Annotated in this window: 12 protein-coding genes and 1 tRNA gene; 8 read left to right on the top strand and 5 right to left on the bottom strand. The window is 47.4% G+C overall.

Annotated features, from left to right (window positions below; genetic code table 11):
- Nucleotides 1-7 precede the first annotated feature (7 nt).
- A complete protein-coding gene (locus NKE59_RS07565; RefSeq protein WP_353438371.1) occupies nt 8-625 on the top strand; it encodes a response regulator in 618 nt (205 codons plus the stop codon).
- Between the two features lie 95 nt (nt 626-720).
- Nucleotides 721-1,686, top strand: coding sequence for a helix-turn-helix transcriptional regulator (locus tag NKE59_RS07560; RefSeq protein WP_353438370.1), 966 nt, complete (start codon nt 721-723; stop codon nt 1,684-1,686).
- 6 nt (nt 1,687-1,692) lie between these two features.
- Here the strand turns inward: NKE59_RS07560 and glnK are convergent, their stop codons facing one another.
- The 3 genes from glnK to ppa form a co-directional block, all read right to left on the bottom strand.
- Nucleotides 1,693-2,031: a P-II family nitrogen regulator gene (gene glnK, locus NKE59_RS07555; RefSeq protein ID WP_353438369.1), complete on the bottom strand. Its 339-nt coding sequence runs from the start codon at nt 2,029-2,031 to the stop codon at nt 1,693-1,695.
- Nucleotides 2,032-2,100: 69 nt separating this feature from the next.
- Nucleotides 2,101-3,726, bottom strand: coding sequence for an NAD+ synthase (locus NKE59_RS07550; RefSeq protein ID WP_353438368.1), 1,626 nt, complete (start codon nt 3,724-3,726; stop codon nt 2,101-2,103).
- 34 nt (nt 3,727-3,760) lie between these two features.
- The gene (gene ppa, locus NKE59_RS07545; protein WP_353438367.1) at nt 3,761-4,297 is read right to left on the bottom strand and encodes an inorganic diphosphatase; all 537 of its coding nucleotides are present in this window, start codon (nt 4,295-4,297) and stop codon (nt 3,761-3,763) included.
- Nucleotides 4,298-4,489: 192 nt separating this feature from the next.
- Between ppa and NKE59_RS07540 the strand changes: the two genes are divergently transcribed.
- Complete coding sequence (locus NKE59_RS07540) at nt 4,490-6,547, top strand: sodium-translocating pyrophosphatase (protein ID WP_353438366.1); 2,058 nt, start codon at nt 4,490-4,492, stop codon at nt 6,545-6,547.
- 77 nt (nt 6,548-6,624) lie between these two features.
- Here the strand turns inward: NKE59_RS07540 and trxB are convergent, their stop codons facing one another.
- Nucleotides 6,625-7,578 (bottom strand): thioredoxin-disulfide reductase, encoded by a 954-nt coding sequence (gene trxB / locus NKE59_RS07535; protein ID WP_353438365.1) that lies wholly within the window; start codon nt 7,576-7,578, stop codon nt 6,625-6,627.
- A gap of 50 nt (nt 7,579-7,628) precedes the next feature.
- Here trxB and NKE59_RS07530 point away from each other — a divergent pair, with 50 nt between their 5' ends.
- The 5 genes from NKE59_RS07530 (at nt 7,629) to NKE59_RS07510 (ending at nt 13,646) form a co-directional block, all read left to right on the top strand.
- A complete protein-coding gene (locus tag NKE59_RS07530) occupies nt 7,629-9,938 on the top strand; it encodes a DNA translocase FtsK 4TM domain-containing protein (protein WP_353438364.1) in 2,310 nt (769 codons plus the stop codon).
- Between the two features lie 30 nt (nt 9,939-9,968).
- On the top strand, nt 9,969-10,640 hold the full coding sequence (locus NKE59_RS07525; RefSeq protein WP_353438363.1) for an outer membrane lipoprotein carrier protein LolA: 672 nt from the start codon (nt 9,969-9,971) through the stop codon (nt 10,638-10,640).
- Between the two features lie 24 nt (nt 10,641-10,664).
- Nucleotides 10,665-11,978, top strand: coding sequence for a serine--tRNA ligase (gene serS, locus NKE59_RS07520; RefSeq protein WP_353438362.1), 1,314 nt, complete (start codon nt 10,665-10,667; stop codon nt 11,976-11,978).
- A gap of 15 nt (nt 11,979-11,993) precedes the next feature.
- Nucleotides 11,994-12,083: transfer RNA gene (locus NKE59_RS07515), tRNA-Ser, on the top strand.
- Between the two features lie 123 nt (nt 12,084-12,206).
- On the top strand, nt 12,207-13,646 hold the full coding sequence (locus tag NKE59_RS07510; RefSeq protein WP_353438361.1) for an ATP-binding protein: 1,440 nt from the start codon (nt 12,207-12,209) through the stop codon (nt 13,644-13,646).
- Between the two features lie 31 nt (nt 13,647-13,677).
- Here the strand turns inward: NKE59_RS07510 and NKE59_RS07505 are convergent, their stop codons facing one another.
- A complete protein-coding gene (locus tag NKE59_RS07505; RefSeq protein ID WP_353438360.1) occupies nt 13,678-14,781 on the bottom strand; it encodes a hypothetical protein in 1,104 nt (367 codons plus the stop codon).
- Nucleotides 14,782-14,805 lie beyond the last annotated feature (24 nt).

Raw genomic sequence — 14,805 nt, 5'->3', positions numbered from 1 at the left:
TTGCAGCATGAATGTCAAATCTAATTTAATTGGCACAGTCTATTTAATTGACGATGACGATTCAATGCGCAGTTCCTTATCTCGAATGTTGCGCGACGTAGGTTATTTGGTCTACGACTATCAGAGCGCATCCTCATTTTTAACCAGTAATAAATTGGTCTGCCCCGCAGTTATTTTGCTCGATATGCAAATGCCTGATATCACCGGTTTGGACTTGATGGAGCGCTTAGAAAAAATAGGATTTACAACTCCAATTATCTTTTTAAGTGGTCAAAGCCATCCTCAAGAGATCGTAAAAGGGCTAAAGAAAGGAGCCTTAGATTTCTTATTTAAACCATTTAATCTCGAGGAGCTATTAAATGCAATCCGAGATGCCTTGGAATATGACCAAAAGCAATTTAAGCGAATATTAAAAGTTAGCGAGATCAAGAAGAACTTTAATACCTTGACCCCCAGAGAAAAAGAGGTTTGTGCCTTGCTAGTAGAGGGGCTTATGAATAAAGAAATAGCAGAGAGACTGGGCACAACCGATGCGACCATTAAGGTCCATAAAGCGCGCGTAATGGAAAAAATGAGGGCCAGTTCACTTCAGGACCTCGTTCGATACCACCTAGAGCTAAATTAGCCCTAAAGAACATAGTTTGGATAATAAATTTAGGTTATATTTGAAGTAATCCATAAAGTATCTAAATATCTGATATTTATACAAAAAGAGACATAGTGGCTAACGATCACAAACTACCTGATATTCGTGCGGATTTTATTAAAAAGGCTCGCGAAGCTAAGGGAATCTCAATTCCTAAAATGTCGAAAGACCTTTGTTTTTCTGTAAAGCAAATTGAGCAAATCGAGTGTGGTGAACGAAGCCATTTTTATTCATTAGCGATTAAGGTTTCCGCGACCAAACGAGTCGCTGAATATTTGGGACTTCCATTCGAAGAGGTATTTGATTTTGGTCCTGACTTAGTTCAGGATATCCAATCGTCTGAAGAGCCTATTCAATCAGAGCAGTCTAATTTACCAGAGCCTCAATCTATTCCGGCAGCTCCACCAGTTCCCCCTGTGGTAGAAAAAACGCCAGAGCGTCTTGAACGCTTTGAGCCTCCCACTGAAGAAAAAGAAGTGAAGCCATCAAAGACTAAGTATGCTTTCTTTGCGCTTGCTGCAATTGTGGTGGCTATCGTTTTGAATATTGATCTACCAGCAAAAGATAAGAATGCTGAACCGATCGTTGCCAAGTTACCAACAGAATCGATTGAAAATACCGTCAATAGTTCGGCAAAGAAAGAGGATGCTCCGCTTAGCCCTACCTCAGTGACTAGCCCACCGCCTACTACTGTTGCCGCTGTTCCAGCAGTAGCTGCTGTGGCTCCCAGCACAAGTTCTGAAAACTGCCCCGCCCTTGATGCTAATCAGACTACTTATCGATCCCCAAGCCCTTCTAAGGCGGGAAACATGATCTATATATCAACGAAGATCAAGCAGGTGGTGTGCGTCAAAGACGCGACTGGAAAGCTTGAGAAAAAGTCTCTAGATGTAAACGGCTCGCACTCATTTTTTGGTAAAGCGCCTTTTGTGCTGATGACCTCGGGGCTTGCCCAAGCAGATATCTTTTTTCAAGGATACAAAGTTCGGGTTGAGGATCAAAATGCGAAGAGCATTACTTTGGAAGAAGTTCCTTTCTAGAACAATCTAGACTGCCGCATCATCCTGTTCACCCGTCCGAATTCGGATTGCATGTTCGATAGGACTCACAAAAATCTTGCCATCCCCAATCTTGCCTGTGCGGGCTGCCTTAACAATCGCTTCCGTGACGGAGTCTAGGCGATCATCTGGAACCACAACCTCTACTTTCACTTTGGGTAAGAAGTCGACTACGTATTCAGCACCGCGATAAAGTTCAGTATGACCCTTTTGGCGTCCAAAGCCTTTCACTTCAGTGACCGTTAAGCCAGTCACGCCAATTTCAGCCAAGGCCTCACGCACTTCATCTAACTTAAAGGGTTTGATAATGGATGTAATGAGTTTCATAAAAGTCTCCTTTTGACCCAATCATACTCAAGGAATGGGGAGGGGGATATATCCCCAAGGTTTTAAGGCCTAGAGCTTTGCTCCAGAAGTAATGGGGTAGCGCCAGTCTCGTCCAAACGCTCTTGCTGTAATCCGCACACCGGGTGGGGACTGACGGCGTTTGTATTCATTGAGTTGGATTAAGCGGGTCACTTTAGACACTGCTTCGGCCTCATAGCCAGCCGCAATAATTTCAGCGCTGGATTGGTTTTGCTCCATATAACGCATCAAGATAGCGTCAAGCACTTCATAGGCTGGCAAGCTATCTTGATCGGTTTGATTAGGGCGCAACTCAGCCGAGGGCGCGCGGGTCAGAATCCTCTCCGGAATAATCTCTTGGATTTGATTGCGGTAGTGACAGAGTTTGTACACCAGAGTCTTGGCAATATCTTTGATGACCGCAAAGCCACCGGCCATATCACCATAAAGGGTGCAGTAGCCTACGGCCATCTCACTCTTGTTGCCCGTGGTGAGTACCAGTCGTCCGGTCTTGTTGGAGAGCGCCATCAAGAGGGTGCCTCGTACCCGCGCTTGGATATTCTCTTCCGTAGCATCGGGTTTGAGATTGGCAAACTGATTACGCAAAACATTTTCGATCGCATCAACGGGTTGACTAATTGGGATCTCGTCGTATTGCACCCCCAAGTTTTTAGCAAGCTCGCGCGCATCGATCCATGAGATCTCTGCCGTGTAAGGCGATGGCATCATCACTGCACGCACTTGGTCAGCACCTAAAGCATCAACGGCAATCGCTAGCACTAAAGCAGAGTCGACGCCCCCTGATAGACCAATGATGGCACCCGGAAATCGATTTTTATAAACGTAATCATGCGTACCCAAAACCAAGGCCAAGTAGACCTGAGCCTCAAGCGTTAGGGGCGGAGTAATTTCACCGAGCAAGAGTTGGCCATCATGGATTGTGAGAACGGCAAGCGCTTCTTTAAATTGAGGCATGGCCAAAACCAATTCACCCTTTGCGTTTAGGGCGCATGAGCCACCATCAAACACCAGTTCATCTTGACCGCCCACCATATTGAGATAGACAACTGCCAAACCAGTGGCTTGGGTGCGTTCTTTGAGAACAGCTAAACGGGTATTGTCTTTTTCAAGGTGATAGGGCGAGGCATTTAGAACCAGTAATACTTCTGCACCAGCTTTCTTGGTATTTGCTGCAGGCTCTGCATGCCAAATATCCTCACATAGTAAGACCCCTAGCTTTAAGCCCTGGTGGGTAAACACGCACGGTGCATTACCAGCTACAAAGTAGCGCTTCTCATCGAACACCTCATGATTGGGTAGGACCTGTTTGTGATAGCTCGCAATTACCTGACCATCTTGTAATACTGAAGCCGTGTTGTGCAATCCCAAAGCATCTTGACTGGGATGTCCCACAATGACCGCTAAACCCTGAAACACTGCTAAACGTGCACATAAATGATGCAAGACTCTTTGTGTATCGGCAATGAAGGCTGGACGTAAGAGCAAGTCTTCGGGGGGGTAGCCGGTTAGCGACAACTCAGGACTTAGGAGTAGGGATGCGCCGTGACCATGAGCATCCTTGGCTGCTTGATAGATGAGTTCTGCATTGGCACTGCAATCCCCCAAAAGAGGATTGATTTGTGCCAAGGCGATTTTTATTGGAGAACGATCTCCCACCTTACTTACCTCAGCACCCTACTGGAGCACATCGTTATTTTTTCTCTTTCTGATAACGATCAATGCCCTCAAGGATTTCTTTTTGGGCATCCGCAATGGATCCCCAACCTTTAATCTTGACCCACTTACCCTTTTCTAGATCTTTGTAGTGTTCAAAGAAGTGCTGTATCTGCTGAAGACGCATTTGATTAATATCGTCTGAGCTCTCCCAGTGGCTATAAATCGATAAGATGCGATCTTCTGGAACGGCCAAGAGTTTGGCATCATCACCCGCTTCATCTTGCATTTGTAAAACGCCAAGGGCGCGACAACTCACCACCACTCCAGGGATTAATGGAAAGGGCGTAATCACCAAGACATCTACGGGGTCGCCATCGCCGGCAATGGTTTTGGGGATATAGCCATAGTTACAGGGATAGTGCATGGCCGTACCCATGAAGCGGTCCACAAAGATCGCCCCAGTTTCTTTATCGACCTCGTATTTGATGGGGTCGGCATTCATTGGGATTTCAATGATGACGTTAAAGTTTTCTGGGATCTTTTTACCGGGGGTGACGTTGTCAAGACTCATACATGCTCCAAATTAATCAAATAAACCAGCCTGCTCAGTAATTACCCTGATCTTAGCAAAGCAGGAAAGATCAAAATCTGTTGGATACTTTGAGGGCTAAACAAGTCCTATTTTAAGGCTTTCAGCCCTGGACTATGATTTAGCCTAAATATAGGCAATACATGATGAATTTCATTAAGGGAGTTATGCAGCATGATTAATGTCACATACGGGTTGTACTTTGCATTGATCTGTGGAGTACTAGCAGTGATCTACGGGTTTGTCATGCGAACCTGGATTCTCAAGCAAGATACTGGCAACGCCAAAATGATGGAGATCGCTGAGGCGATTCAGCAAGGGGCGGCCGCTTATCTATCACGTCAATATAAAACCATTGCGATCGTTGGAGTCGTTCTTACCATCCTAATCGCAGTGTTTCTGGATCTCGCCACGGCCATTGGGTTTGTGATTGGTGCGGTGTTATCCGGCGCCTGCGGTTTCATTGGCATGAACGTCTCTGTTCGCGCCAATGTCAGAACAGCGCAAGCGGCCACGGTTGGTATGAACGAGGCCCTCAATGTGGCATTCAAAGGTGGCGCCATTACCGGTATGTTGGTAGTTGGTCTTGGCCTCCTAGGTGTTGGACTCTTCTTTATGTTGTTAGTGTCGCTGGATAACGGCCAAGACCTGTCGGATATTTTGCATCCCTTGATTGGCTTAGCGTTTGGCTCTTCTCTAATCTCGATCTTTGCGCGGCTAGGTGGCGGCATTTTCACCAAAGGGGCTGACGTTGGTGCTGACCTCGTTGGTAAGGTTGAGGCTGGTATTCCTGAGGATGATCCGCGCAATCCTGCAGTGATTGCAGATAACGTCGGCGATAACGTCGGTGATTGCGCTGGCATGGCAGCGGATCTCTTTGAGACCTATGCAGTGACTCTGATTGCAACCATGGTCTTAGGTGCCTTAATGGTGGTGGGTGCGCCAGTAGCGGCAGTGGTCTACCCACTTGTATTGGGCGGCATCTCGATTATTGCCTCCATCATTGGCTGCTCGTTTGTCAAGGCAAGCCCGGGTATGAAAAACGTTATGCCCGCTCTGTATAAGGGATTGATTATTTCTGGGGTAATTTCTTTAATTGGTTTTTACTTTGCAACCAATTTAATTGTTCCGGATGACGCTCTAGGCATTCAAGGAAGCCAGTGGCGCTTGTTCTGCTCTTCCATTGTTGGTTTACTCTTAACCGCAGGTTTGGTCTGGATCACCGAGTACTACACCGGTACCGACTATAAGCCAGTGAAGCATATTGCAGAAGCATCAACCAAGGGTCACGGCACTAACATCATTGCGGGCTTAGGCGTATCGATGCGCTCAACCGCTTACCCAGTTATCTTTGTATGTATTGCAATCTACGCAGCTTATTACTTAGCTGGTTTGTATGGCATTGCAATTGCTGCAACCGCAATGCTTTCCTTAGCCGGTATTGTGGTGGCACTCGATGCATACGGTCCGATTACGGATAACGCAGGCGGTATTGCTGAGATGGCAGGCTTGCCAGACTCCGTGCGTGATATCACCGATCCATTAGATGCGGTAGGTAACACCACCAAGGCTGTGACCAAAGGGTATGCAATTGGTTCAGCAGGTCTTGCATCCTTAGTGCTCTTTGCAGACTACACCCATGCCTTAGAAGCAATTGGTCAACAAGTTACCTTTGATCTCTCCAATCACATGGTGATCATCGGCCTCTTTATTGGGGGTTTAATTCCTTACTTGTTTGGTGCGATGGCGATGGAGGCGGTTGGTCGCTGTGCAGGCGCCGTGGTGGAAGAAGTGCGTCGCCAATTTAGAGAGATCCCTGGAATCATGGAGGGCACTGCAAAGCCAGAGTATGGAAAAGCCGTTGATATGCTCACAGGCGCTGCTATTAAAGAGATGATCATTCCATCACTCTTGCCAGTAGTGGTGCCAATTTTGGTGGGACTCTTATTGGGACCAGCAGCCTTAGGTGGCTTATTAATGGGTACCATCATTACTGGCCTGTTTGTAGCGATCTCGATGTGTACTGGTGGCGGCGCTTGGGATAATGCCAAGAAGTACATCGAAGAAGGTAACCATGGTGGCAAAGGGTCTGAGGCTCACAAAGCTGCAGTGACCGGTGATACCGTTGGCGATCCCTATAAAGATACAGCTGGACCAGCGGTAAACCCACTGATCAAAATCATTAACATCGTGGCACTCTTAATCGTGCCCCTGTTGCCAGTGATGCGATAAAAGAAGTTTTTAGATAGAAAAACGCCCAGCATTGCTGGGCGTTTTGCTTAGTAAAGCTCTTGATTTAGTAAAACTCTTTACTCTAGACCCTCTAAATAGCGTTGGGCATCGAGAGCCGCCATACAGCCTGTGCCGGCGCTGGTAATAGCTTGACGATAGATATGGTCTTGCACATCACCAGCAGCAAAGACACCAGGGATGTTGGTGGCAGTTGCATTACCCTCAAGCCCGGAATGCGTTTTGATGTAACCGTTATGCATGTCGAGTTGACCCGTGAATAAATCCGTGTTGGGTTTGTGACCAATCGCAATAAAGGCACCAGAGACCGCAATATCTTCTTTAGAGCCATCTTGCTTTTTAATGCGCACTCCAGTCACACCCTTTGCATCACCCAAGACTTCATCTAGGGTTGAGTGGAGCTTAAGGATTACTTTGCCCTCAGCAACTTTAGCCATCAAGCGGTCATTCAGAATGGGCTCTGCTCTGAATTTGTCACGTCGATGAATGACGGTCACGGTCTTAGCAATTCCAGTGAGGTAGAGAGCTTCTTCAACCGCAGTATTGCCCCCGCCAACCACGCATACATCTTGACCCTTATAGAAAAAACCATCGCAGGTTGCACAGCCCGAGACTCCGCGACCCATGAAGGCTTCTTCACTGGGTAGCCCTAGGTATTGTGCCGAGGCACCCGTCGAAATAATCAGCGCATCGCAGGTATAAGTGCCTGAGTCACCAACCAGACGAATTGGCTTCTCGGTCAGGGCGGCAGTATGAATGTGATCAAAAATAATCTCGGTATTGAAATGCTCGGCATGCTTTAAGAACCGATCCATGAGCTCTGGGCCTTGGACTCCATTGGGGTCGGCGGGCCAGTTCTCGACATCGGTGGTGGTCATTAGTTGACCGCCTTGAGCAAGACCTGTAATTAAGGTGGGTTTGAGGTTTGCCCGGGCAGCATAGACCGCCGCGGTATAGCCGGCAGGGCCTGAGCCCAGAATTAGAACTTTGGAGTGTTTGGTAGTGGTATTCATGGGTAAATTATAGGGTCCTAGGGCTTAGCCTTGTTTACAATCATCAGAACATGCCACGTAGCTCGTACCCACAAACTAGGACCCCATTGCCTCCGGATAGCGGAACCGGAAAGATGTCTCGTTTATTTGCTGAAGTGCGCTGGTTCCTCCTATTGGCAATTTGCCTAGGACTCTTTGCAGTCTTAGTGACTTACACTAAATCAGACCCCGCTTGGTCGCATGCTAGTTTTGAGACCCCGAAGAACATTGGCGGTCGGATGGGAGCCTGGACCGCCGATTTGATGTTCTATGTTTTTGGGGCCTCGGCTTTTTGGTGGGTCATTTTGTTTGCACGACGCGTCATTAGCCAATGGCGCGAGTTGTGGAGCGTTCCCCTTCCTCCTGATCCCAATGTCAAACCAGAGTCGCTGTTAACACGGTGGTTAGGTTTTGCTCTCACCTTGGTCTGTAGCATGGGCCTTGAGTCGATCCGTCTGCATTCCCTCCAGTGGGAGCTCCCAAGGCCCCCCGGTGGTATTTTGGGCGAAGTGATTGGTGATCCATTACAAATGGCATTTGGCTTTACAGGCTCCACACTCATTTTGTTATTTGGTTTGGCTGTAGGCTTATCCCTCTTTTTACATTTCTCGTGGTTAAGCCTCTCAGAGCAAGTGGGTCGCTATATCGAGTTAGGGATTCGGCATCTGCGCGAGAAGCGTGAGAAGCAAGAGGACCTCAAGATCGGTGAGCAAGCTGCCGTCGAGCGAGAAGAGCACGTTGAAGAGGTGCGCATTCGTGAAGAGGTGGCACCTAAAGTACAAATCTTTAATCAGCCTCTGAAGATCGTGAAGAGTGAGCGGGTTGAGCGCGAGAAGCAGCAACCCCTCTTTGTAGAAATCCCCGATTCTGAGTTGCCCCCCCTGTCTTTATTGGACCCCGTCCCCGAAGCCAAGGAAACCATTTCTGCAGAGACCTTGGAGTTCACCTCGCGGTTAATAGAGCGCAAGCTCGATGATTTTGGTGTGCAAGCCAAAGTGATTGCCGCTTATCCAGGTCCCGTGGTTACGCGTTACGAGATCGAGCCAGCAGTTGGTGTGAAAGGCAGTCAGATTGTTAACCTCTCGCGCGATTTATCACGCTCACTCGGTGTGGTAAGTTTGCGTGTTGTAGAAACTATCCCCGGCAAAACCTGTATGGCACTGGAGCTACCAAATCCAACCCGTCAGTCGGTTTATCTCTCGGAGATCTTGAGCTCGCAGGTCTATAACGACAATCACTCACTGCTCACGCTAGCCTTAGGAAAAGATATTTCAGGCAGCCCTACGGTGGCTGATTTGGCGAAGATGCCGCACTGCTTAGTCGCCGGTACAACGGGCGCCGGTAAGTCAGTCGGTATTAATGCCATGATTTTGTCGATCCTCTTTAAAGCTAAGCCCGATGAAGTGCGTCTCATCATGATTGATCCGAAGATGCTGGAGATGTCGGTCTATGAGAAGGTACCGCATTTATTGTGTCCCGTAGTCACCGATATGAAACAGGCCTATAACGCGCTCAATTGGGCAGTCAATGAGATGGAGCGGCGCTACAAATTAATGAGTAAGTTTGGGGTGCGAAATTTAGCGGGCTTTAATAAGAAGATTTTGGATGCCGAAGCCAAAGGTGAAAAACTCACCAATCCATTTAGCCTAACTCCTGAAGATCCTGAGCCGCTTTATAAAGCGCCGGTGATTGTGGTGATCATCGACGAGTTAGCCGACCTCATGATGGTCTCGGGCAAGAAAATTGAGGAGCTCATTGCACGGATTGCTCAAAAAGCGCGCGCTGCCGGTATCCATTTGATATTGGCAACGCAACGCCCAAGCGTCGATGTCATTACAGGACTGATCAAAGCCAATATCCCAACCCGTATCTCGTTTCAGGTGAGCAGCAAGGTCGATAGCCGCACGATTTTGGATCAGCAGGGTGCCGAGGCTTTATTGGGCATGGGCGATATGCTCTATATGCCACCCGGCACTGGGTTGCCGATTCGGGTGCACGGTGCTTTTGTTTCCGATGACGAAGTTCATCGTGTGGTCAGCTGGTTAAAGGAGAAGGGCGAAGCAAACTACATCGACGGTGTTCTAGAGGGCGCTGACGAGTCCACCATGGATGCGCTCAATGGTGGCGGTAATGGTAGCGGTGAAGCCGATCCCCTCTATGACCAAGCGGTTGCGATTGTTCTGGAGAATAAGCGTGCATCAATTTCCCTCGTACAACGCCATCTGCGCATTGGTTATAACCGCGCCGCACGCTTACTCGAAGACATGGAGAAAGCAGGTCTCGTATCGAAGATGGGCGGCAATGGTAATCGTGAGATTTTGGTCTCGCGTCCTACTGAGTAGTATCTGTTTAATCGAGGACTATTCTTTTCTGTGAAGTTCATTCATTACTTCCTTGCTTTACTCCTAGGCACGTTTAGTTCGGTCACCTTCTCTCAAGATAGCCGCCCTAATGGCGTGGAGCAATTGCGCCAATTTGTGAAGACCGTGCAATCCGCGCAAGGTGAGTTTGCGCAGCAGCAGATGCGTTCCCCAAAACCGAATGAGCCACAAGACAAACCCAAATTAGTCCGTCAGACCTCTGGCCAATTTATTTTTCAGCGACCCGGTAAGTTCGTTTGGGATACGCAAAAGCCCTATGAGCAAAAACTAATTGCAGATGGTAAACAGCTCTTGATGTGGGATAAGGACCTCAATCAGCTCACGATACGCTCTGCCAATCAGGCCTTGGCAGCATCGCCAGCGGCAATCCTCTTTGGTGAGAGTGCCCTAGATTCGCAATTTGAGCTTGAGGATGGGGGTGCTAAAACCGATTTACAGTGGGTCAACCTCAAGCCCAAGGCAAAAGCAGGACAGGGTGATTTGCCTTACACCAAAATTGCGATCGGGATGGGCGGGGGTTTGCCAAAAGCCTTAGAGTTGACCGATGGCTTTGGCAGCATTGTTCTGGTGGTCTTTGGCCAGATGCAAATCAACCCCAAGATTGAGCCTAGCCGTTTTCAGTTTAAGGCCCCACCAGGAGCAGAGGTCTTGCGACTAAACTAATGGTTTAGACCAATAAGGAACGTCATGCTGGACCCCCAACTGTTACGTAAAGACTTAGAGAGTGTCAAAACGCGCCTAGCAACTCGTAAGTTTGAGCTCGATACCTCTTTATTTACGCAATTGGAGAGCGAGCGCAAACAATTACAGGGCCGTACCGAAGAGTTGCAAGCCAAGCGCAACCAATTGGCCAAAGCCATTGGTATGAAAAAAGGTAAGGGTGAGGATGCTACGACCGAGTTAGCTGAGTCTGCCACCGTGAACAAAGAACTCGAGACAAGCGCTAGCCGACTGAGCGTATTGCAAGATGAGATTAAGGATTTTCTGTTGGGGATCCCCAACATGCCCGATGAAAGTGTTCCCGTTGGTAAAACTGCTGATGAGAACAAAGAGATGAAGTCTTGGGGTAAGCCAACACAGTTTGAGTTCACACCCAAGGATCATGTGGATTTGGGTACGCCGATTGGTTTGGACTTTAGCTCGGCCACTAAAATTAGTGGTGCACGCTTTGTAGTGCTCAAAGGCAATGCGGCCAAATTACATCGTGCGCTTGCACAGTTTATGTTGGATGTGCATACCTCTCAGCATGGATATCAAGAGGTCTATGTACCGTATATGGTCAATGCGGATTCGATGCACGGTACCGGACAGCTCCCAAAGTTTGAGGCGGATCTCTTTAAAGTCCCCAGAAAGATGGGAGGAGAGCATCCCGATGATGGCGCTGAGCGCCTCGAGAACTTTTATCTCATTCCTACGGCCGAAGTACCGGTTACGAACCTCGTGCGCGATGAGATCATTAGCGCCGATCAGTTACCTCTCAAATATGTAGCCCATACCCCATGCTTTCGTTCGGAGGCGGGTAGTTACGGGCGTGATGTGCGCGGGATGATCCGGCAACATCAGTTTGATAAGGTGGAGTTAGTGCACATCAGTAAACCCGAGAACTCGATGCAGGCGCTAGAAGAGTTGACTGCACATGCTGAGAAAATCTTAGAGCTTCTTGAGCTACCTTATCGCAGAATGCTCTTGTGTACCGGTGACATGGGCTTTGGGTCTACAAAAACCTACGACTTAGAGGTTTGGATTCCATCGCAAAACGCCTATCGTGAGATTAGCTCCTGCTCCAATATGGGCGACTTTCAAGCTAGACGTATGCAAGCCCGTTATAAAGTGGGCCAGAATAAACCAGAGCTCTTGCACACCCTAAATGGTTCAGGTCTTGCCGTAGGAAGAACTGGCGTCGCCATTTTAGAGAACTTCCAACAAGCAGATGGCAGCATCAAGATCCCTAAGGTACTGCAACCCTATATGGGCGGCTTAGAAGTGATTCGATCGCTATAATCGTCTCAATCGAGTGGAGAGGTGGCAGAGTGGTCGAATGTACCTGACTCGAAATCAGGCGTAGACGCAAGTCTACCGTGGGTTCGAATCCCACCCTCTCCGCCAGCTTCAAAGCTGGATTCATCTAGGTGCTTTGGGTTTGGCTGCCAAGACAGAGTTAAATTCACCATCCAGACATCGCATCATACGATCCAATCTTGCATGATTTAAATCGGGTACGATTGGCGCATGAAGCTTCTTCTGTCGATCTATTTTTTTATCTTTGCGGCGATACAACTTGGCTTGTTGATTGGCATTTCTCACTACATCGGCCCCAAGAGTCGCTCTAAACCTAATACCTACTGGCTAGCCGCTCTTGTCGTTAACGTTAGCGGTCTTTTGTTATTTGCCATTGGTATTTTATTCACTGCAGATATTCAAAAACCGCCGGGGATATTTACGATTGCCAATACATTCTTTTATGCAGCAGCAATTTTTCAGGGAGCCTTCTTTTATTCTCTAAATAAAGAACTATCCGAGCATCTCCGATGGCCTCTTTTCATATCGATCATCGTGTATGGACTGATTTTTGAGTACCTGAGACTTTATGCCAGCTTTGAGGCCCGAACCATATTCGCGGTCTTAGTTTATGCCTTAGTGTTTGCTTGGCAAATTCGGGAAGCATTTCTATTTAATCGCAAATTGCAATTACAGCAATTACGCTATTTTCAGTATGCAGCTGTTGGAGAAGCCCTTTTCTTAGTCCCCCGATTAATCATATTGCTAAGTTCTGACCATCCCATTCGCTCAATGGATGAGTTACCTCTTTTACTGATCCTCTTTACTTTAGGGCAAATCCTAATGAACACCATATCCTTTATTGCTATTTGGGGATATTGGTCTGAGCGTTTGGCTTTTGATGGTCGACAGACAGAATCAGAAAATGAGACTTTCAAAAAATTGCTGATGGAGCGCGAGACCTTGATTGCCTCATTATTAAAGGCTAATAAAACAAGCTCTACAGGAGCTTTATCTGCCTCCATTGCGCATGAGATCAATCAGCCTTTGGGGGCAATACAGATTAACAGCGAGTTTTTGCAGAAGAAGTTACAGGCTGAGAACTTGGATCGTGAGCTTATTATGCGAATTGCCAACGATATTGCTAAAGATAATATGCGTGCCGCACGGATTATCCAAACCCTAAAAGCGATCTTTGCAGAAAAATACGATGCAATTCCTGATTTCGTCTCTGTTAGAGAGGTCATTGACGCTGTCTTACTCTTGTCTCAATCTGATCTCAATCAGAAGCAAATCCATGTAGAGATTGACATAGAAAAAAATCTGCAAATCCCCATGAGTTTTGGGGAGGCGCAGCAATTGTTCATCAATCTATTTAACAATTCAGTTCAGGCTCTAGTTAGCTCGAAGCCACCTTCCAAAACCATTCGCATACTTGGAATGCAAAAAGGAGAGATCACCGAAATTCAGTTTGAGGATAACGGCTTAGGCGTGCCAGTTGATCAGCAGAAATACTTGTTTGAGCTCTTTACAGGCACTAAGCGCGAGGGGATGGGTTTGGGCCTATGGTTGTGTAATTACATTGTGACGCACCATGGTGGCCGGATTCAGTATGACAGTCTGCAAAATATTGGTGCAGTGTTCAAGATTACATTTACAGCCCCGGTCTAAATGGGCGCCCTAGTAGGGCGCCCTAGGTAGCTTAATTAGTTTTCTTATAGCGCGTAATACCGCTCAGTGATTCTTCGGACTCAAAGTCTAATTTAAAGATACTATTTTTATCGAAGAGATAGGATCGATAGATGCCAGCACTCCAACTCATTTTTAAACGAATGATTCGATACGAGCCATCACTTAAATCATCCAAAATCTTTTTAGATTGCTCAATCTGATTCTTTTGCTCATCGCTAGGATTGGCGATGCTGTTGATATATTTTTCAAAGTTGCTTAATAAATTCGCTTTACTGACAGTCTTGCCGTAATAGAAAATTGGCTCCATTGGATTTTCCGATGGTTCGCTACCAAGCCATCTGAAGGGTACCTCCGTCTTTGTTTCTAAATTAGTCATCACCAAGGACTCCTCAGTAACGCTAATTTGAGTATTGCCATCAACCCATTTTCCAAGCCAACGTTTATTAATTGGTTCCGTGGCAACTAAAGTCGGTTTGGTAATGGCAGAAGCGGGACTACTGCTATCTGCACTCGCTTGAGATTTGTTTGTTTGTTCCGTAACCTCACTTGGGTTTTGCTTGACGTAATAAATTGCAGCTCCAATTAGTCCGATCACAATCAAAATAAGCGTAATTAGGCGATGGTTGGTATCGGATGGTTTTGGTGCTGTTGTCCGCGTCGGACTTGATTTTTCTGGGGTGGTGGGCTTGGCAGGAGTGACGGGGGGCGGCGGTGCAAAGGGCGGGGGTGCAGTTGGCGATGCCACCGAGGCTGGCATGGCTGGGGCGGCAAAACTATTCTGCATGGGAGTTGCGGTAGGCTCGGTTCGGTTTAGCACCGCATTTTCATTAGGCTTGCTAAAGCTAGTTGGAGGAGCTGTTAAATGGGGCTTGGAGCGAACCTTGTTAGCCTCGGTATTAGCATTCGAGCTGCCACCCTTATAAAAGGCCCCAAATCCTATTAAACCAAGGCTGGCGATTGATTGAGCGATCAACCCTAAGAATATGGGATCTCCCTCACTAAGAGCCTCTGGGGGATTATTCTTAGCAAAATTGACCCATTCATGAATCAAATAAATGGCCCAATTGATGCCACTAATAATGGAACCCGCTTTTAATAGTTTTATAAATTCCATGTGTTTGACCTCGATCTTTAGTTG

Source organism: Polynucleobacter sp. UK-FUSCHL-C3, from assembly GCF_040409815.1.
Classification (GTDB): Bacteria; Pseudomonadota; Gammaproteobacteria; order Burkholderiales; family Burkholderiaceae; genus Polynucleobacter.
This window is presented reverse-complemented; position numbering and strand designations above follow the sequence as displayed.

What these genes read in the sequence shown, in the direction of transcription:
- NKE59_RS07510 (WP_353438361.1), top strand. Translation starts at nt 12,207, where the DNA reads ATGAAGCTTCTTCTGTCGATCTATTTTTTTATCTTTGCGGCGATACAA.
- serS (WP_353438362.1), top strand. Translation starts at nt 10,665, where the DNA reads ATGCTGGACCCCCAACTGTTACGTAAAGACTTAGAGAGTGTCAAAACG.
- NKE59_RS07565 (WP_353438371.1), top strand. Translation starts at nt 8, where the DNA reads ATGAATGTCAAATCTAATTTAATTGGCACAGTCTATTTAATTGACGAT.
- NKE59_RS07530 (WP_353438364.1), top strand. Translation starts at nt 7,629, where the DNA reads ATGCCACGTAGCTCGTACCCACAAACTAGGACCCCATTGCCTCCGGAT.
- NKE59_RS07505 (WP_353438360.1), bottom strand. Translation starts at nt 14,781, where the DNA reads ATGGAATTTATAAAACTATTAAAAGCGGGTTCCATTATTAGTGGCATC.
- NKE59_RS07540 (WP_353438366.1), top strand. Translation starts at nt 4,490, where the DNA reads ATGATTAATGTCACATACGGGTTGTACTTTGCATTGATCTGTGGAGTA.
- trxB (WP_353438365.1), bottom strand. Translation starts at nt 7,578, where the DNA reads ATGAATACCACTACCAAACACTCCAAAGTTCTAATTCTGGGCTCAGGC.
- ppa (WP_353438367.1), bottom strand. Translation starts at nt 4,297, where the DNA reads ATGAGTCTTGACAACGTCACCCCCGGTAAAAAGATCCCAGAAAACTTT.
- glnK (WP_353438369.1), bottom strand. Translation starts at nt 2,031, where the DNA reads ATGAAACTCATTACATCCATTATCAAACCCTTTAAGTTAGATGAAGTG.